This is a genomic window from Dyella sp. 01L423 (assembly GCF_056399945.1).
Genome location: NZ_JBFTSI010000002.1, coordinates 379,800 through 396,304, shown reverse-complemented (window position 1 = coordinate 396,304; position 16,505 = coordinate 379,800). Strand labels below are relative to the sequence as shown.

General features: G+C 63.2%; 17 protein-coding genes. 8 read left to right on the top strand and 9 right to left on the bottom strand.

Going from position 1 to position 16,505, the window contains the following annotated elements:
• Positions 1–237, bottom strand: coding sequence for a hypothetical protein (locus AC1DMY_RS08435; RefSeq protein WP_477164509.1), 237 nt, complete (start codon positions 235–237; stop codon positions 1–3).
• 331 nt (positions 238–568) lie between these two features.
• Here AC1DMY_RS08435 and AC1DMY_RS08430 point away from each other — a divergent pair, with 331 nt between their 5' ends.
• A complete protein-coding gene (locus AC1DMY_RS08430) occupies positions 569–805 on the top strand; it encodes a hypothetical protein (protein WP_477164508.1) in 237 nt (78 codons plus the stop codon).
• A 23-nt stretch (positions 806–828) separates the two neighbouring features.
• Complete coding sequence (gene ligD / locus AC1DMY_RS08425; RefSeq protein WP_477164507.1) at positions 829–1,731, top strand: non-homologous end-joining DNA ligase; 903 nt, start codon at positions 829–831, stop codon at positions 1,729–1,731.
• Here the strand turns inward: ligD and AC1DMY_RS08420 are convergent.
• The 3 genes from AC1DMY_RS08420 to AC1DMY_RS08410 form a co-directional block, all read right to left on the bottom strand.
• Positions 1,728–2,192, bottom strand: a complete 465-nt coding sequence (locus tag AC1DMY_RS08420) for a response regulator (RefSeq protein ID WP_477164506.1) — start codon at positions 2,190–2,192, stop codon at positions 1,728–1,730. The two genes, ligD and AC1DMY_RS08420, sit on opposite strands and share 4 nt — an antisense overlap.
• A gap of 102 nt (positions 2,193–2,294) precedes the next feature.
• Positions 2,295–2,909: a response regulator gene (locus AC1DMY_RS08415; protein WP_441602424.1), complete on the bottom strand. Its 615-nt coding sequence runs from the start codon at positions 2,907–2,909 to the stop codon at positions 2,295–2,297.
• Positions 2,906–4,483: a sensor histidine kinase gene (locus tag AC1DMY_RS08410; protein WP_477164505.1), complete on the bottom strand. Its 1,578-nt coding sequence runs from the start codon at positions 4,481–4,483 to the stop codon at positions 2,906–2,908. The genes AC1DMY_RS08415 and AC1DMY_RS08410 overlap by 4 nt, the downstream gene beginning before the upstream one ends.
• A 491-nt stretch (positions 4,484–4,974) precedes the next feature.
• Between AC1DMY_RS08410 and AC1DMY_RS08405 the strand changes: the two genes are divergently transcribed.
• Entirely contained in the window at positions 4,975–5,667 is a 693-nt protein-coding gene (locus AC1DMY_RS08405; protein ID WP_477164504.1) for a response regulator, read from the top strand.
• Positions 5,668–5,743: 76 nt separating this feature from the next.
• Positions 5,744–6,202, top strand: coding sequence for a hypothetical protein (locus AC1DMY_RS08400; RefSeq protein ID WP_477164503.1), 459 nt, complete (start codon positions 5,744–5,746; stop codon positions 6,200–6,202).
• A gap of 47 nt (positions 6,203–6,249) precedes the next feature.
• Here AC1DMY_RS08400 and AC1DMY_RS08395 read toward each other — a convergent pair whose 3' ends face one another.
• The 3 genes from AC1DMY_RS08395 to AC1DMY_RS08385 form a co-directional block, all read right to left on the bottom strand.
• Positions 6,250–7,479, bottom strand: coding sequence for a BamA/TamA family outer membrane protein (locus tag AC1DMY_RS08395; protein ID WP_477164502.1), 1,230 nt, complete (start codon positions 7,477–7,479; stop codon positions 6,250–6,252).
• A 162-nt stretch (positions 7,480–7,641) separates the two neighbouring features.
• Positions 7,642–8,544: a DUF2950 domain-containing protein gene (locus AC1DMY_RS08390; RefSeq protein WP_477164501.1), complete on the bottom strand. Its 903-nt coding sequence runs from the start codon at positions 8,542–8,544 to the stop codon at positions 7,642–7,644.
• Positions 8,545–8,555: 11 nt separating this feature from the next.
• Positions 8,556–10,010, bottom strand: a complete 1,455-nt coding sequence (locus AC1DMY_RS08385; protein WP_477164500.1) for a DUF3300 domain-containing protein — start codon at positions 10,008–10,010, stop codon at positions 8,556–8,558.
• 236 nt (positions 10,011–10,246) lie between these two features.
• Here AC1DMY_RS08385 and AC1DMY_RS08380 point away from each other — a divergent pair, with 236 nt between their 5' ends.
• The 4 genes from AC1DMY_RS08380 (at position 10,247) to AC1DMY_RS08365 (ending at position 13,868) form a co-directional block, all read left to right on the top strand.
• Complete coding sequence (locus AC1DMY_RS08380) at positions 10,247–11,095, top strand: hypothetical protein (protein WP_477164499.1); 849 nt, start codon at positions 10,247–10,249, stop codon at positions 11,093–11,095.
• A gap of 27 nt (positions 11,096–11,122) precedes the next feature.
• The gene (locus AC1DMY_RS08375) at positions 11,123–12,292 is read left to right on the top strand and encodes a hypothetical protein (protein ID WP_477164498.1); all 1,170 of its coding nucleotides are present in this window, start codon (positions 11,123–11,125) and stop codon (positions 12,290–12,292) included.
• A 138-nt stretch (positions 12,293–12,430) separates the two neighbouring features.
• Positions 12,431–12,646 carry a rubredoxin gene (locus AC1DMY_RS08370; RefSeq protein WP_477164497.1) on the top strand — a complete coding sequence of 72 codons (216 nt, stop codon included), beginning with the start codon at positions 12,431–12,433 and terminating at the stop codon, positions 12,644–12,646.
• 67 nt (positions 12,647–12,713) lie between these two features.
• Positions 12,714–13,868 (top strand): FUSC family protein, encoded by a 1,155-nt coding sequence (locus AC1DMY_RS08365; protein ID WP_477164496.1) that lies wholly within the window; start codon positions 12,714–12,716, stop codon positions 13,866–13,868.
• 24 nt (positions 13,869–13,892) lie between these two features.
• On the opposite strand, the gene AC1DMY_RS08360 is transcribed toward AC1DMY_RS08365, so the two are convergent.
• Positions 13,893–14,825 carry a DUF2950 family protein gene (locus tag AC1DMY_RS08360; protein WP_477164495.1) on the bottom strand — a complete coding sequence of 311 codons (933 nt, stop codon included), beginning with the start codon at positions 14,823–14,825 and terminating at the stop codon, positions 13,893–13,895.
• A gap of 45 nt (positions 14,826–14,870) precedes the next feature.
• Positions 14,871–16,262, bottom strand: a complete 1,392-nt coding sequence (locus AC1DMY_RS08355; protein WP_477164494.1) for a DUF3300 domain-containing protein — start codon at positions 16,260–16,262, stop codon at positions 14,871–14,873.
• Positions 16,263–16,505: the final 243 nt, after the last annotated feature.

Here is a 16,505-nt window from a genome sequence, read left to right as displayed (position 1 = left end):
TTACGCGGCCTGTTCCAGCACCGCCGCCACGCTGGCGTACTGAGCCAGGCGGATCGAGGCGTCGGTGCCCGGCATTTCCACGCAGACCGAACGACCCGAACGCAGATGTTCATCGCGGGCGACTTCCCGGGCGAGTTTGATGGCACTGCCAAGCCGCAGATCACTGAACAGCGAAAAACCAAGACGGCACACACACCACGAACCGTCCGGGGACTGCTTGAGCGAATAGGTGACCATGATGCAACCCTGTGGGGGAAAGGAGATGCTTGCCACAACTAATCGTGTACGCATTGTGCGCGACGATTTGTCCGTTCCGGACTAAAAGAGCATGCCTTTGTTACACCGGTCGTCCTATCAGCACGACACCTGATGTTTCGTAGGAATGCGACTACGACGATTGGGATAGGGGCGCAGGCATGCAGTGTTTCACCACAGATACACATGCGCTTGCCATCCGTGAACGCCACACCATCTGCAACCTCACCGATGGCGGAAATCACATCGATCTATCACCCGTCGTTAACTGCCTGATCGTCAGTTTCTAAGGCCCGATCACGGAGTCTTGCTGATGACGGATGGCATACCCACGATCCAACTGACGCTGCATCGAGCTTTTGACGAACTGTTGCAGCTCTACCGCATGCTCGAGCTGGAAAACGAACTCTTGCGCGGACAGCTGCGCAGGCATCCGGTGGGCGAGCTGCAGATCCGCGAGACCGAACGCAAGATGATGGAACTGCGCGGCGGCCTGCCGCCTGTCACACCCGATCAGCTGACGGCCATGTTGGCCGCACGGCCGGAATAAAGCGCGGTTCGCGCAGGTCGCTTATGGCAACGAACGAATTGAATGGCGTCGTGGTCACCCATCCCAAGCGTGTGGTGTTTCCCGACGACGACATCACCAAGCAGGACATCGCCGATTACTACCACGCAGTGATGCCATGGTTTCTACCCGGCGTGACTGGCCGACCGACTTCCGTATTCCGATTTCCCGAAGGCCTGGCGGAGCCGGGCTTTTTCCAGAAGCACCCGATGCGGGGGCTTCGCCGGGTGGAAAGCGTACGGCTGCGCGAGGAAAGCGGCGCACTCGACGATTATCTTTGCCCCAGCGACGCCAGTTCGGTGATCGAACTGGTGCAATACGGTGCCATCGAATTCCACCCTTGGGCGGCGCGAGCCGATGCGCTGGAGGAACCGGACTATCTCGTGTTCGACCTCGATCCCGGCAGCGGTGTGAGCTGGCGTGATGTGATCGAAGCCGCGCGATGGCTGCGGGACCGGCTGGCCAAGGTGTCGCTGAAGAGTTTTGTACGAACCACGGGAGGCAAAGGTTTGCACGTGCTGGTGCCATTGCATGCGTTGTGTCGCTGGGAAGACGCCAGCAAGTTCAGCAGTGCGTTTGCCCATCGGCTCGCCGACGAGCGTCCTGGCGCATTCACCGCGACATCGGTCAAGAGCGAACGCAAGGGACGCATCTTCATCGACTATCTGCGCAATACCCGCGGCGCCACCAGCGTGGCTTCGTTGTCGCTGCGCGCGCGCCCCGGTGCGCCCGTCGCGATGCCGCTACGCTGGCAAGACCTGGGGCGCTGCACCAGCGGAAGCGCGTTCGATATCCGCTCTGCCAGGCAGCGCCTGGCGCGCCTTCGCGGTGATCCATGGGAAGGCTTCGCTACGCTGCGGCAGGATATCGGCACGGGCATGCGCGCCTACGCGGCTGACGATGGCTAATGCTTTTTTCCGAAGGCCGCGGGCAGCTCCATCAAGACTTCAAACCGGCCCAATGCCGGTGAAAGGAAGTGGCCGCCCTTGAGCACCTGGTTGAGCGCTTCGATCAGCTCTTCTCCCGCCGACGCCTTCAGCACGTAACCCTTGCCCAGCGACAACGCGGCACGCGCGAGCGTAGCGTCGTCGTGCACCGTGATGAAAATGATCGGCAAGTCGGGACGGTCGACGAGCAGTTCGCGAGCCGCCTGCATCCCGTCCATGCCGGGCATGCTGATATCGGTCACTACCACGTCCGGCTGCAGGCGCCTGACAGCCTTCACCAGCGCCTCGCCATGCGCAACCACGGCGAGCACGTCAAACTCCTCACTCAAGAGTTCGCGCAGCTGCTCAGCGATGGGCAAGTGATCCTCGGCCAGCACCAGGCTGGATCGCCCTTTGTCGCTGCTTTCAGTCGGAGCGCGCATCTCATCTTGAGCATCGTCCAATGCACCAACCTGCGCCACCGAAATCGAACCGATCAATGCTAAGTAAATCTACCGAAGCCATGCCAATAGCCTAACGTCCGTTTAGAACAGCAGCCCGAGATCCTGCGCGCGACGCACCAGTTCCAGCGTGGAATGCACGCCGAGCACCTGCATCATGGTGTATTTGTGCGCCTCGACGGTGCGCACCGACAGCCCAAGCTGCAGCGCGATCTGCTTGGAGCGCAAGCCTTCGCCCACCAGTCGAAGCACCTGCAATTGCTTGGAGGTGAGATTGCGCATATCGGTCATCTGGCCGCTGATATAACGCGCGCCCAACGCCGGCGTCACATAGGTACCGCCGGCCATCACCTGCTGTGCCGCATTGCGCAGATCTTCGCCCGCTGAGTTCTTCAGGATGTAGCCCCGCGCACCCGCGCGCAGCGCAGCGACGGCCAGCGCCGGCTCCATATGCATGGTGAGGAAGACGAAGCGCGTGTCGAAGCCAGCCTGGCGGAGCCGTTTCAGCGCGTCCATGCCGTTGCAGCGCGGCATGTTGATGTCGGCGACGACCAGGTCCGGCTTTATCCGCTGCACGGCGTCGATCAGGGCCTCGCCATCAGCCACGATGTCCTGCAGATCAAAATCCTCGTCGAGGATGTGCTGCACGCCCTCGGCCACCATGCGGTGGTCGTCGGCAATGATCAGGGTTGGCCTCACGCCGACCCTTGGGTTCCTAGCGGAATTCGTATGCATAACTCAGTCCCTTTGCCCAGAGTTGATTGCAATCGGCAGCTGCCGCCCAGCAGCTTCGTGCGTTCGTCGATGCTCAGCAGCCCGAGCCCTCGACGCCCCTCCCCTTCGGTGACAAATCCCTTGCCGTTGTCGACGATGGTGAGATCCACCTGGTGATGCTCGATCTGCAGCGCCACTTCAACGCGCTGCGCGTCTGCGTAGCGCAATGCGTTGCCGAGTCCTTCCTGGGTAACGCGATAGAGACAGAGCGCGACATCCTCGGGAAGATCCTTCGCATACGGCGATACCCGCAGCTCGATCGCGGGACCGTTGCGGTGACGCACGTTCTGGCACAGGCCCGCCAGCGCAGCAGTGAGCCCGGTCTGCGAGAGCATGCTTGGATGCAGGTCGTGCGACAGATGGCGCACATCCTCTGACAGCGCAATCAGGTCGCTCTGAAGTCGGCTCACGTCCTGCTTGTTGCTCTCATCCACCTTGCGACGTAGAGCGCTCAGCCGGATCGACGCCACCGCCAGACGCTGGTTGATATCGTCGTGCAGGTCGCGCGCAATGCGCGCACGCTCCTGTTCCTGCGCCACGATCAGGCGTCCGGCCAGCTCGCGCACTTCGGTGTTGGTAACGCTTAGATCGCGCTGTGTCGCCCGTCGCTGTTCGACCAGGGCGGCGAGGTAGAGCGAAGCCACCGATACGCCAAGCATCCACAGCTGTACGCTGATGGTGGTGAGTTCCGCTTGCGGCTGCACGAACGGGCCTTCATGTTCCAGACTCAACTGGATGGCGAGCAGGCCGACCAGAAGATTGACCACGCAGGTGCCCACCACTTGCGCCCGCAAGGCCACAAAGATCGCCAATGGCACGGGCGCCAACAGCAGCAGTGGTCTCGTTGTCGGGTAGTCGCCCAGTTCGCGCCATGCCAGCCAGAGCACAACGAGCGCCGCGGCTGTGATCAACGGCATATTCCAGCCCGGCAGCCTATCGCGTCGCAACGACGAGCCGGGATTGACCAGGCTAAGGATGGCCGGCGTCAGCAGCACATAGCCGAGCGCATTGGCCAGCGCCACATGCCACCACTGCCTTGATAGCCAGAACGGCAAGTCGACCTGCGTGGACAACCACGACACCGCCGCGCCCGTTGCAGCGGGCAGCGCAATGACGGCAACCAGCACAAACACCAGCAGCTGCTGAAAATTGCCGATGGGCTGCTCTTCACGCAGCTGGCCAACCCCCCAGGCGGCGACGGTGACCAGCAAGATCACGCCCACGTGGGCGACGGCCAGGCCCTGCACCGGCAGGTTCGCCATCAAAGACATCAGCGTCATGCCGATAAACCAGCCCGCGTTGTTGGCGAGCCAGTAGCGATAGGGTGCGCACAGCAACAGCGCAAGCAGCAACGGACCGGGCAGCCAGATGATCTGGAAATCGCGCGTGTGATCCCACAACACCAGCGACATCCATTGCGCCAGCACCGCGGCCAGGCCCGCGCCCAGACCACGTATCAGTTGCTGGGACAATGCACCGATCGGTGCTTTCCCGCTCATGATCCCCTCTGCCCCGAGCATCCCTTCGTCCTGCTGCCAGTGGCAGCTGTCGCCGCTGCGAGTATTGAGCGTCGGTCCACCGAATTCCTTCCGCATTTCCCCACGACGACCGTCGTCGCACCGTGATGATTTACGTAGTTCTACGAAGCTCGCGCGGCATCAGCGATCGGGGCGCCGGCTTAGTCTCATGAAATCAGCGAATTCGCGGCGGCGCAGGGCCGGTCCTCCTGACGCTGTCCACGCGCAAAAATCCACGATTTCACGCGGTCTTGAGTAAATTTACTGACCCCCTTTGAGTGAAAGTTCGCTTACCAAGCGGGCATCGACGGGCCAAGCTGGGCTGGAACGAGTTGCGGCCCAACGGGGATCCGATCGATCATGAAATCTACGTGCCCTCCTCCTTGTCCGGGCACCCTTGCTGCGCCCTGTGGCGCTGCGAGGCTCGCCGCGACATCCGTTTGGCTCGCTGACAACGACTGGCCGGCGACCGCATGAAAGCGACGGTGCGCATGGCTTCCAGGAGTACTCGCAAGCTGCGGGTACTGCTTGCCGACGAGCATCGCTGCGTCGCCGAGGGCCTGGCCGGCCTGCTGGCCAAGCGCACCAGTTCCGTCCTCCTTGTGCACGACGGCGAAGCCTTGATGGAGGCCGTGCTGGCAGGACAAATCGACCTGGTCATCACGGATATCGCCATGCCTCCCTTCAGCGCCTTGCAGGCTTTGCAGCGCTTGCGACGCCTGGGCAGCGATATTCCGGTGGTGGTTCTGTCCACCCACAGTGAACCCTTGATCGTGCGCGAAGCCATGCAGGCGGGCGCGAACGGTTATGTGCTGAAGCAGTCGCCGAGCAGCGAGCTGTTCAACGCGATGGCCGAAGTCTGTGCGGGCAACCAGTTCGTCAGCCCGCAGTTGATGGCAACCCTGCTTGAAGCACCCGAATCGCTGCGACGGCTGACCCGTCGGCAGCGCGAAGTCATCGAGTCGATGGCCAAAGGCAAGCGCACCAGCGAGATCGCCGCCGAGCTGGGCATTTCGGTGCGCACGGTGGAAAGCCACCGCCAGTCGCTGCTCGATCTGCTGGGCGTACACAGCGGCGTGGCGCTCATCCGTGAGGCGGAGCGCCTCGGGCTCATTCCGGTGGCGCCAGGCGACATGGACATGGCGGCGGACGAATCCTTTTTTTAGCGCAGACCTTTCCTTCTCACGCTCAGGCCGAGCTGATGGCGCTCAGCCTCTTCAAGACGCTGCAAGGAGTAGCACCATGACAAACCAAAGCCTTCGCATCATCGGCCTCTCGCTCGCCCTGGTCACCGGCGCCGCATCCGCTCAGCAACTGCCGCCGACTTACCCGGCCAAAGGACAGAATGCCAACCAGCAGGAGGCCGACAAGAGCGCCTGCATGTCCTGGGCCCAGACCAACGCACCCCAGCAGGCGGTTCCTCCGCCACAGACCGGGCCGGCCGTGGGTGGTGGTCAGCGTGTTGCCGGCGCAGCGCGTGGCGCCGCTGCCGGTGCCGTAATTGGTGGTGTCGCCAACGGCGATGCCGGACATGGTGCTGGCGTGGGCGCTACCGCCGGTGTCGTGGCTGGCGGTGTGCGTGCACGGCAACAGAAGCGCGAACAAAACGCAGCCTCGGCGGCCACGCAGAACCAGAACTCCGCCAACCTTGGCCAGGCGTATAGCGCGTGCATGAAGGGTAAGGGTTACACCACCGGTTGAACCGGCTCGCGCCATCGCGTTGTCCGCTCGTGCCAGGGCGGACGACGCTATCGCCATGCGCTTCCCACCTGGATGTAATACGCGTGGTCGCCTTCGCTCCACGCCCAATCCAGGCCGACGTGGAGGCCCAAGGCCCGCGCGACCAGATAGCGGACGCCAACACCCTCGGCCGTGTGTGTGCTCGCATCGCCGAAATCCAACGTGCGTCCCCACGCCTTGCCCGCGCCGCCAAACCCAAGTAACGCCCATCGAGGCGTGAAGTTCCAGCGCAGCTCCGCCTCGAGCATGCCAACGTTCTGATCCTGGTAGCGGCCATAGGCAATGCCGCGCAGATCGATCGACGGCTGTTGATAGAACGGCACATCGCCACGCACAGAGCGATAGTCCACACGCGTGCCAAGCACCCAATCCTGGCCCAGTTTGAAATATCCGTAGGCGCGGCCGCGATAGCTCTGGAAGCTGGTGTCGCTGCCGAAGGCTGGTGCGTAATCGGTCGCCTCCAGTCGCCAAAACCATCCGCTTGACGGTGTGAGCGTGTTGTCGCGGGAGTCGTAGCCCAGGCCCAGCCCGAGTCCCGACGACTTGCTGGCGAACTCTTTGGGCTTGAAGTACTGATCGTCGCTGGGAATATTGAGTCGATTATCCAGATCGATGTATAGCCATCGCGCCGAGAGAAACAAATCACTCGTGCCGAGCCGGCGCGAGACCTGCTGGTAGGAAAAGATGCCGTCGAGGTTGTAGCCGATCTTGTGCGGGCCCAGCAGCAAGCCCTGCGTGTAGTAGTCCAGGTTGACGTTGATCTTGGCGACCAGGCCCGCATAGCGCCAGGTGTCGTCCTTGAAATGAAACGTACCGCCCAGGCCGTAACCCCAGGTGCCGTTTTCGGTCTTGAAGGCGGCGGCACCGTAGATGTCTGGCGGAATGCGCAAGCCGCTTTGCTTGGATGCCTCCGATTGTTTAGGGGTATGGAAGAACACCGCGGCCAGTCCGCCGCCGTCGCCCACGGCAGGCTCGGTGATGATGATGGGAACCAGCAGCGCGCCCTTGTGCTGCAGCAGCCAGCGCGACATGTCGACGGAGCTGTCTTGGGGGTCGCGAAAACGGCTCCACCATGAAGCTTGGGTGTCCTCGGCCTGCGTCACAGGAGCCGTCGGCGACAACGGTTGGCTCTTATCGGCGGTCGCTGCAACCGCGGGTGCGTCCTGCGCATGCAGCGCAGCGCCTACCTGCAGGCATGCGCCCAGCAGGCAAGCTGCTAGCGCTGGGCGCGACCTCATGACTTCTCCATCGATGCACCATCCGCCATGGGCGATGGAAAGACTCTGCCGGAGCCGGCGTTTTGCGGACAGCGAAAATTCTCGGCATTACGCTCAGTAAAAGCACGTAGCGAGCTCGCCGGCCATCCACGCCGACGGGCGCTCACCGCGCTGGCGCGTGCATCAATTGGCAGCAGGCACGTCGACTTCCTTCCAGCTGCTGTCCGGGTCGAAGCTCTTCATGGACTGCGCGATGTTGCCGCCGTTCTTGCCCAGATCCTTCTCAAACACCTGGCCGTCGTGGCTGACCATGAAACTCATCACGCCGGTCTCGCCGTATTGCGCTGGCCACGCAATCAACGCGAAGCCGTTGGTCATGCGACTGCCGACCAGGTAGTTGTAGGCGCCGCCGGGAGCGGAACCGCCCTGCGCGGTCAGGATCCGGTAGTGGTAGCCGTAATAGCCCTGCCCCGGCACCACGTTGGCAAATTTCGGGCCTAGCGGACTCGGCGGCTCGTTGTCGTTGACGGGCCAGTACAAGCCGTCGTGCTTGCCCGGCGTGCTGAGCAGGTGCTGCGCGTACTGCAGTACTTTGTCGCCGTCCCGGTCTTGCGAGGCGTAGTCGCGCTGCGCGTCGTAGTAGGCCAGCATGGCCTGCTCGACGGCGAGTTCGTTCTGCCCGATGTGGCGCGTGCGTATCTCCTGCTGCGCTGCCGCCAGATCGAAATGCCAGCCGTCCTTCCCCTTGACCAGCGGCATGGGCAGCACCCACTTCTCCGTGCCCACATCCAGATGAGACTTGCCGTCGACCGTTTCGATGCGATGGCTTTCGTCGTAGCGCTTGAGGAACAGATCGACATCGTCCTGATCGATTCCTTCGGTCGGGATGTAATCCTTCCAGTTATTGCCCAGCACCTTGGCGAGTGCCGCCTGGTCGTGATTGCGCACGGCCTGCACGAAGGCGCCAGCGGCGTCATCCGCCGTTGGGTAACTCGCCTGTTGTGCCAACGCGGCGCCGCAAAGGACACAGCCAGCCCAGAACATCGTGCTCAAGGCCAGGCGACGGATCATGGGAGTGCGATTCATGGTCATGCTCCTCAACGACGACGGCCGCCGCCACCTGCCCGTGCCGGGGCAGGTCGGGACATCTGCCTGCCAGCACCAGCGCCGGCGCCACGGGACTGCGACATCGAACGCTGACTGGATTGCCCGCGATTCATCTGCGTATGCGCCGAACCTGGCGATTGCCCGCCACTGAACGCGTTGTTGCGGGGCCCCTGCGATGCACGATCACCACCGAAGTTGCCGTGTTGCTGCCCACCGGCGTTGCCGCGTTCGCGCGTCTGTCCGCCCAGATCGCCACGCCCCTGACCGCCGAGGTTCCCTCGATCCGCGCCGCCGAGGTTGCCGCGATCCGCGCCGCCGGCGGCGCCCTGGCCACCACCAGGTCGATTGCCACCCGATGGCCGATTGAGTGCCGCGCCCGTCTCACCGGCACCACGCCGCGCTGCCATCGATGAGCCGTTGCCGGTGGAGCGATCGAAGCTCTGCAGTGCGCGCTGGCGATTCGCGTCGTTGCCGCGGAAAGCCTCGCGCTGATTGGCGCCACCGACGCCCTGCCCATAGCGCTCACGGCTGCCCTGGTCGCGATAAGGCGTGCCGCGCCGATTGGACGGGTTGTGGTTCCACGTCTGCCTGTTGTTGCCGTTGCCGCTGATGCGGTTGTTGACGTTGTTGATGTTGTTGTAGCGGTTGACGTTGATGTCGACGTCGCCATGACCCCAGTTGAAACCGCCCCACAGCGAGTTGACGGCGGCAACGCCCACGCCGAAGGCAATGCCCGCCGCCAATCCGGTGGCGACCGGATAGTAGTAGCCCGGCGGTGGCGGCCAATAAGGGGGCGGATAGCTGGGATAGGCCCAGGTACCGTAGACCACGGTCGGGTTATACGACGGTACGTACACCACTTCCGGATTGGTCGGCTCGATCTGGATCACCGTGGTGCTCGGCGCCGCAGCCGTGGGCGGCGCTTGCTGCACCACCACTTTTTGCTGCTCGGTCGTCTTGAGATTGCCAGCCTTCTGGGCCTGCGCGCGCAGACGCTGCACCGAGGCCATCACGTCATCGGGCTGCGCAAGAAAGGCGTCGCCCACGTTCTGCACCCATTCGGGTTGCTGCTTCATTTGCGCCAGCACCTGCGGGAAAGCCACCAGCGATTGCACGCTGGGATCCCAGGCCGTGTTGGCGACCTGTTTCACCGCGTCGTCGCCCTGCGTCTTGGGATGCGCCGCCGACCACGCGGCAGCGTCAGCCACATTGCCAGGGTAGGTACAGGCCATCAGGATCTGCGAGAGCAACGCATCCGGATACAAGGCCACGGGGGCGAGCATCTGATCAAGTTGCTGGGTGGAGAAACTCTTCTGCGTACCGCTTTGGGCGGCAGGGGCGCCTTGCGTACTCTGTGCGGCCACGGGACCCGCGATCATCAGCGGCAGGCATACGAGACATAGCAAGAAGACCCGCCAGAATCCGTGCTTCCCAGTCGTGTTCATGGTGCCGCTCCGGTGCCGCTCACGCGCTTGCACCAGCTTGATACGTCGCACGACGCATTGACCACTGCATTTATGCGCAAACGACTCCAGTAAAACTACTTAAAAGAACGGCGAGCCCTGCCTGAGGGTCGCGGTATCCGTAGATTTACCGTCCGCAGGTAAGTAGTAGTTCGCTGGGAGTCTGTGGAACAGAGCACGACCATAGCGTCGATTGCCGACCTTTAAGGATGACCTCCATGCGCCGCCTCCGGAATTCGCGACTCAGCTTTTCCCGCGCCCTCTTGGCAGCGGCCTGCGTCATGGGCTTTGCGGTGTCATCGGCGAAGGCGGACACGCCCGACTACTGGGATGGCGATTGGCATGGCAGCATCCAGCCCTACGGCTGGCTGCCGGGCATCAGCGCCAAGACGCGCTATCAGCTGCCCAACAATGGCGGCACGGTCGAACAGAAAACCAATAACGACATCTTCGATTATCTCAGCGGCGCCTTCATGATCGATGGCACCGTGCGCAAGGGTGATTGGGGCTTCTATGGCGACTTCGACTGGGTGAAGTTTTCCGACGAAAAGGGACGCTTCACCCGGATCGGCGGCGACCGCATCGGCGGCGATGCGAATCTCGATACGCGCTGGGGCATCAAGGGCGGCATGGTGACTTTGGCCGGCCTTTACACCATGGCCCATGGGCAGCAGGGCTATATCGACCTTGTGTTCGGCATGCGCTACTTGTGGATCAAAGGCAATCTGGATTGGAACTTCAACCTGACCGGTAATGGTGGCCGGCTGGATATCGAAAACAGCGGTCATCTCAATAACCAGACGCATGTCACCGATGGCATCATCGGCATTCGCGGCCGCTGGTCGCCGTTCGCCGATAGCCACTGGTTCTTCCCTTACTACGTCGATGTTGGCGCGGGCAGCTCGGACAACACCTATCAGGCCATGATCGGCGTGGCCTACGCGTTTCACTGGGGCGATATCGCGCTCAATTACCGCGATGTCGAATACAAGCAAGGCAGCGGCGACAAATTCCTCAAGCAAGTGGAACTGAGCGGCCCTGCGCTAAGCGTGGCCTGGCACTTCTAGCATCAACGTGCTGCAGGAGCTGCCGGCGTGAGCGATCCCCATTCGAGCATTTTCGAAGAGCCCAAGCATGTCGCCGTCTTGCGGCGACTACGCCTGATCAAGCCAGCGCATCGCACCCAGGCATTGCGTCGCGTGCTTATCGCGGTGGGGTTGGCATGGATTCCGCTCGGCCTGCTCTGCGCCGCACAGGCCTTGCTGACGGGTCACGACGAGTTGCTGCACGCCTTTTTTACCGATATCGCCGTGCATGCGCGCTTTGTTTTAGCGGTTCCGATCCTGATCCTTTGCGAATACATCATCCTGCCGCGGCTGGACCTGACGGCGCAGCACTTCCTCACCTCCAATATCATCGACGCATCCGATCAGACGCGCTTCGATGAAGCTGTTGCCTCGACCCGCCGCCTGAGTCTTGGCGTATGGCCGTCTACAGCCATGACGTTCATCGTCTATGCGTTTGTCATCACTATCGCGATCACCGTACGTCAGAACGTGCTGCCGATCTGGCACTACGCACCCAATTCGCCGCATCTGTCGCTCGCCGGCTGGTGGCATATGTTGATCAGCCTGCCGCTGCTGCTGGGTTTGCTGCTGAGCTGGGTGTGGCGCGTGTTCGTATGGATGCGCTTTCTGCGTCAGGTCTCGCACATGGGGCTGCACCTGGTGGCCTCGCACCCCGACAAGGCTGGCGGACTGCTGTTTGTCGCCTTCTCGCCGCGCATGTTCGCGCCGCTGGCGCTGGCCATCGGCATCATCATCGCAGGCACCTTCGCCAACGAGGTCTTTCATCTGGGACTCAATCCCCTTGACCACCCGGCAACTCCACTGGCAGCGGCGGCGGTGGTCGTGGTTATTTTTCTCATGCCGCCGCTGGTCTTTGGACGCATGCTGCTGATGGCCTGGCGACGCGGCATCTTCGAGTACGGCGCACTGGCCAGCCGCCTGGGTACGCAATTTGAAAACAAATGGCTGAGGTCTGGCAGCGTGGTCGATACGGAATCACTGGAGAAACCTGATTTCTCTTCCACTACCGATCTGTATAGCGTCACAGCCAATGTCTACGCCATGCGCCCCGTGCTGTTCGATGCGCGTGCGGCGCTGGCGCTCGCTCTCGCCACCCTCCTCCCGTTCGCGCCCATCTTTCTGACGGTGATTCCTGCCAAGGTCATTCTTACGCAGTTGTTGAAACTCGTGGTCTGACCGCGCGCCGCAACGACGCCGTGCCTTCTGAAAAGGAACGTGCACACCAGCAAATAACTCGACATGCGCATGCGCAGAATGCCTGCCAAGCCCACGGAGATCGAACCCGTCGGCTTGAACGCAAAGGAGATTCTGTCCATGAACCACGCATGCGTCGATGACGTGCTGTGCACCCGCTGCGGCAGGCTGTACGAAGCAAGCAAGGGTTGCCCGTCTTCCGGCATTGCCCCGCAGACCGCCTGGGAGGCCGTGCCCAGGAGCTGGCGCTGCCCGGATTGCGGCGCCAACAAGTCGGCGTTCGAATCGGTGGAGATGATCTATCAGCGGGCCTATTGCGCCCTCACCGTCTATTGATTGGTTTGGCGCGGCCGCGCCACTCGATCACAATGACTCCCATCTGGCGATCGGAGTCGATCTCTCCATGCAGGCCCAGTGGCCCCGCGAACACCTGCGACTGGTTTCCAAAGGCATCGCCGATGAGCTTCGGCTGGTGCGCGTGCGCGGCAAGCGCGCCGCGGTATGCGGGCAGACCGTGCTCTCCGTCGTGCTGGCGGTCGGCTTGGCCGACCTGTTCCATTTGAACGATCGTTGGTGGGTTGCGCTCAGTGCCTACGTGGTGTTTCGGGCCGAGCTCCGGGTAATTCTGGTCCGTTGCGCCGAACGCATGGCGGGCACGCTGGCAGGTGCAGCGCTTGCCTTTTTGCTGGCCCCGCGGCTGTTGGGTCATGCGACGCTGACAGTGCTGGCCCTGGCCATCGTGGCAGGCGTTGGCATCTACAACATGATCGGATCGCCACGGGCCTATAGCTGGATCCTCGGTACGGTGACCGCGCTCATGGTGTTGAGCGCGGCGAACCAGGTTTCCTCGCTTTCGCGGCTTGCACTCGATCGAGTGATCGATGTTGCCATCGGCGTCGGCTCCACCCTGCTGGTGGCGCTGGCAGCGCACGGCCTTGCCTGGCTCCGACGCAGATCGGCTGAGCCTCCCGGGCCAGCCAAGGCCACGGCAACAGGTGAAGCGAAACTGGTATTCCCGCCTGCGCGCGGATCGCGCCGCCTGAGGGCCTGGCAGGCGTTTCAGGGAGCGGCCTGCGTGGCGCTGTTGGCAGGCATCAACCAGTTGCACGCCCTGCCCAGCCTGCCGCAGGCCCTGGTTTCCGTCGTCGCCGTGTTGCTGGTGCCGCTACCGGCACTCACGCAAGGGACAGCGACGCACGAAGTGCACCTGCGCATGTTCAACCGCGTGCTTGGCTGCCTGTTCGCCGCATTGATCGCCGCACCGCTGCTTCCGTTGATTGGACATGCTCCCGTGCTGTGCATGCTGGTGCTGGCAGCCGGCGTATGGCTGGCCGCGCATATCCAGTCGGGCTCAGCCCAGGTCAGCTACATCGGCACGCAATTTGGCGTCGGCTTCATCATGGTGTTTGTGCAGGATCACGGCTGGTCGCCCGATGCCACCGCGGCATTGGGCCGACTGCTGGGCATCGTGATCGCCCTGGTCAGCCTTTCGGCGGTGATCGCGATGCTGTCCTGGGCGAGAGAGCATCTTCGCTTCACCGGCGTCCCCGCCGAATAGCTTGCGCTGATGCGCACTGCCGGCTTACTCCGCCGGCGCCCATCCATCGTGCACGTCATAGGCCTTGATGGTGGAGGCGACCTGGCTGGTCTGGGCGCCAAGATCCTTTTCATACAGCACGCCATCGCGATCGATCAGGAAGCTCATGATGCCGGTGCCGCCGTACTTCACGGGTGTGGCCAACACGGCGAATCCAGCCGTCATCTTGCCGTCGACCACGTAGCTCTTGGTGCTCTTGCCGGCCTGCTTTGCATCGAGCACGCGGAACACGTAGCCGTCGAACAGCTGGCTGCCGTCGGCACACGATGCACACGCCTGTACGTCGCGCAGATTGCCGAGCGGGCTCGGCGGTTCGTCCTTCGTTGCCGCCCAGTACAAGCCATCGTGCGCGCCGGGCTTGCTCATGATGCGGGTCGTGTACTGGTGCTCACGCTCCTTGTAACTTTCTTCGGCGATCGCAATGGCATTGGCGGCATCCATGGCAAGCAGCTCGTGGCTGCCGATGCGCCGGGCCTGCATCTCGTCGGTGCCGGCGAGGCCATCGAAGCGCCAGCCTGCACCAGCTTGCTGCTTCAGCGGAAACGGATAGGCGTAGTTGTCCGCGCCCACGTAGAGAATCTCGCTGCCGTCGGCCAGCTTGGTCCAGCGATGCATCACGTCGTATTTGCGCACAAAGGCTTTCTGCGCGCTGGCGTCCTCGTCCGCGTCGCCGCTCGACAGCGCCGACGCGGCATCGGGTCCGAGGATCGACTGCAGCGACGGATCGTCGCCTGCGCGCACCGCATCCACCAGCGCCTGCCCGGCTTGTTCCGGCGTGGCGAAGTATTGCGCCATGTCTTGGGCAATGGCCGGGCTCGATGGCAGCAGGCCGAGCGCCGCAGCCGTAGCCATGGCGAGACCGCAAAGCGCGCGCGGAGCGATCGACCGCACGCCAGACAGCGAAAGATGAGAGTTCATGGTTTGCCTGCTTGGAAGGTGGGTGATGGCCGGATGGTTGTCGCCTCAACGGCGACGGCCACCGAAGCCATGGAACGAGGGCGCGCGCATATGCGCCATGCTGTTGTGACCGCGGAAGCTTTCGGCGCGACTGGAGGCGCCGTTGCCGCTCCAACCCGAATGCGCGCGGTTGCCGGCGAAGGAGTTGAAGCGCTCGTCGTTGCCGCGATCCGGCTCGTGCATGCCGATGCCGTCGGCGTCGTGGCGGTAGCCCTCGCCGTTCGGGCCGAAGCCTTCGCGCGCCGCGCCCATCGGGCCGTAGCCGCCATGTTTCCAGGTGTCGCCGCCGTCGGCCGGATAGCGATTGGCCATCTGGTTGTCGTAGTGGTTCATGGCCGGGCTGCCCGGCGCCCATGGGCCGGAACCGCGCGGACCGTAGCCGTCATGGCGCCAGGTGTCGCCGCCGTCGGCGGTATAGCGATGCGCCAGCGCGTTGTCGTACTGCCGCATGCCGGCGCTGCCGGGAACCGGCGGGCCGTAGGGATGCGGGCCATAAGGCCACGGACCATGCGGGCCCGGACCCCACGGACGATAGCCGTTATACGTGTAGTGGTTGCCGTGCCAGATGTTGTTGTTGATATAAGTCGTGTGGTTGTAGATGACTGTGCCGCCACCACCGCCACCGCCCCAGTTCACGTTCCACGCATTGAAGCCCCAGTGGAAACCGCCACCGCCGCCGACGATCCCGACGCCTGCGCTGAACCCTGCACCGATGAATACGCCGCCACCAAAGGTGATGATGGGCGACGGCGCCACGAACACTGGTCGGTAGAACGGCACCACATAGGGCACGCCGTACACTACGGCCGGGTTGTACTGCGGCACATACACCACCTGCGGATTGGCCGGCTGGATCACGATGGTCTGCGGCGACTGCTGCACCACATTGATCTGCGGCGTCGACTTCAGCGTGCCGGCCGCCTGCGCCTTCGCGCGCATGGCCTGCACGGCCACCATCACGTCGGTAGGCTGGTTGTGATACGCCTGCCCGAGGCTGGAGGTCCAGGAGAGATTCTGTGCCAGGTTCGACAGCACACTGGGAAACTGGGTGAGCGCCTTGACGCTGGGATCCCAGGTCTGCGCATTCACCGCCGAGGCCAAGTCGGCGCCGGTGAGGTCGCTGTGGCCGCTCAGCCAATCCTGGGCGATCGACACCTGATCGGGAAACGTCGCCGCATTTAGGCATTGCGCGACCAGCGCATCGGGATACAGCGCAATCGGCGCGACCAGCGAATCGAGCTGATTGGACGGCAGCAGCGCAGCTGCGGGAACCGTCGAGGGTGTGGCCTGGGCGGTCGCGTTGCCGGCGTCATCCGCCGACACCTGCGTGGCGGCCACGGCCAGCCCGACCGCACAGGCCAGTGCGGTGAGTGCATGGGTGGTGCTCTTGGTGATCATGTCGATTTCCAGAGGGTGGATCGGTTCCGCTGGCCGTGCGCGTCAATCAACCTAAAACGATGACGGCGCCAGTTCGGATGGCGCGCAGTGTTCCACCGGCGCGCGCCATGGGTTTTCCGGAACGCATCGACTTTTGTGGCTACGCAGGATTCGTTTCGAAATCGCACGGCGACGTGGCCGGCGGAGGCGTCAAAGACGGCTGGAACTATCCCGGGCGGCCGCTGCCCGCCCCACCGGGCTCCC

Bases quoted from the DNA above. Each gene is read 5' to 3' on its own strand.
- AC1DMY_RS08390 (WP_477164501.1), bottom strand. From the start codon at position 8,544: ATGAATCGCACTCCCATGATCCGTCGCCTGGCCTTGAGCACGATGTTC.
- AC1DMY_RS08410 (WP_477164505.1), bottom strand. From the start codon at position 4,483: ATGAGCGGGAAAGCACCGATCGGTGCATTGTCCCAGCAACTGATACGT.
- AC1DMY_RS08435 (WP_477164509.1), bottom strand. From the start codon at position 237: ATGGTCACCTATTCGCTCAAGCAGTCCCCGGACGGTTCGTGGTGTGTG.
- AC1DMY_RS08395 (WP_477164502.1), bottom strand. From the start codon at position 7,479: ATGAGGTCGCGCCCAGCGCTAGCAGCTTGCCTGCTGGGCGCATGCCTG.
- AC1DMY_RS08355 (WP_477164494.1), bottom strand. From the start codon at position 16,262: ATGATCACCAAGAGCACCACCCATGCACTCACCGCACTGGCCTGTGCG.
- AC1DMY_RS08370 (WP_477164497.1), top strand. From the start codon at position 12,431: ATGAACCACGCATGCGTCGATGACGTGCTGTGCACCCGCTGCGGCAGG.
- AC1DMY_RS08400 (WP_477164503.1), top strand. From the start codon at position 5,744: ATGACAAACCAAAGCCTTCGCATCATCGGCCTCTCGCTCGCCCTGGTC.
- AC1DMY_RS08420 (WP_477164506.1), bottom strand. From the start codon at position 2,192: ATGCGCGCTCCGACTGAAAGCAGCGACAAAGGGCGATCCAGCCTGGTG.
- AC1DMY_RS08405 (WP_477164504.1), top strand. From the start codon at position 4,975: ATGAAAGCGACGGTGCGCATGGCTTCCAGGAGTACTCGCAAGCTGCGG.
- ligD (WP_477164507.1), top strand. From the start codon at position 829: ATGGCAACGAACGAATTGAATGGCGTCGTGGTCACCCATCCCAAGCGT.
- AC1DMY_RS08385 (WP_477164500.1), bottom strand. From the start codon at position 10,010: ATGAACACGACTGGGAAGCACGGATTCTGGCGGGTCTTCTTGCTATGT.
- AC1DMY_RS08360 (WP_477164495.1), bottom strand. From the start codon at position 14,825: ATGAACTCTCATCTTTCGCTGTCTGGCGTGCGGTCGATCGCTCCGCGC.
- AC1DMY_RS08380 (WP_477164499.1), top strand. From the start codon at position 10,247: ATGCGCCGCCTCCGGAATTCGCGACTCAGCTTTTCCCGCGCCCTCTTG.
- AC1DMY_RS08430 (WP_477164508.1), top strand. From the start codon at position 569: ATGACGGATGGCATACCCACGATCCAACTGACGCTGCATCGAGCTTTT.
- AC1DMY_RS08365 (WP_477164496.1), top strand. From the start codon at position 12,714: ATGCAGGCCCAGTGGCCCCGCGAACACCTGCGACTGGTTTCCAAAGGC.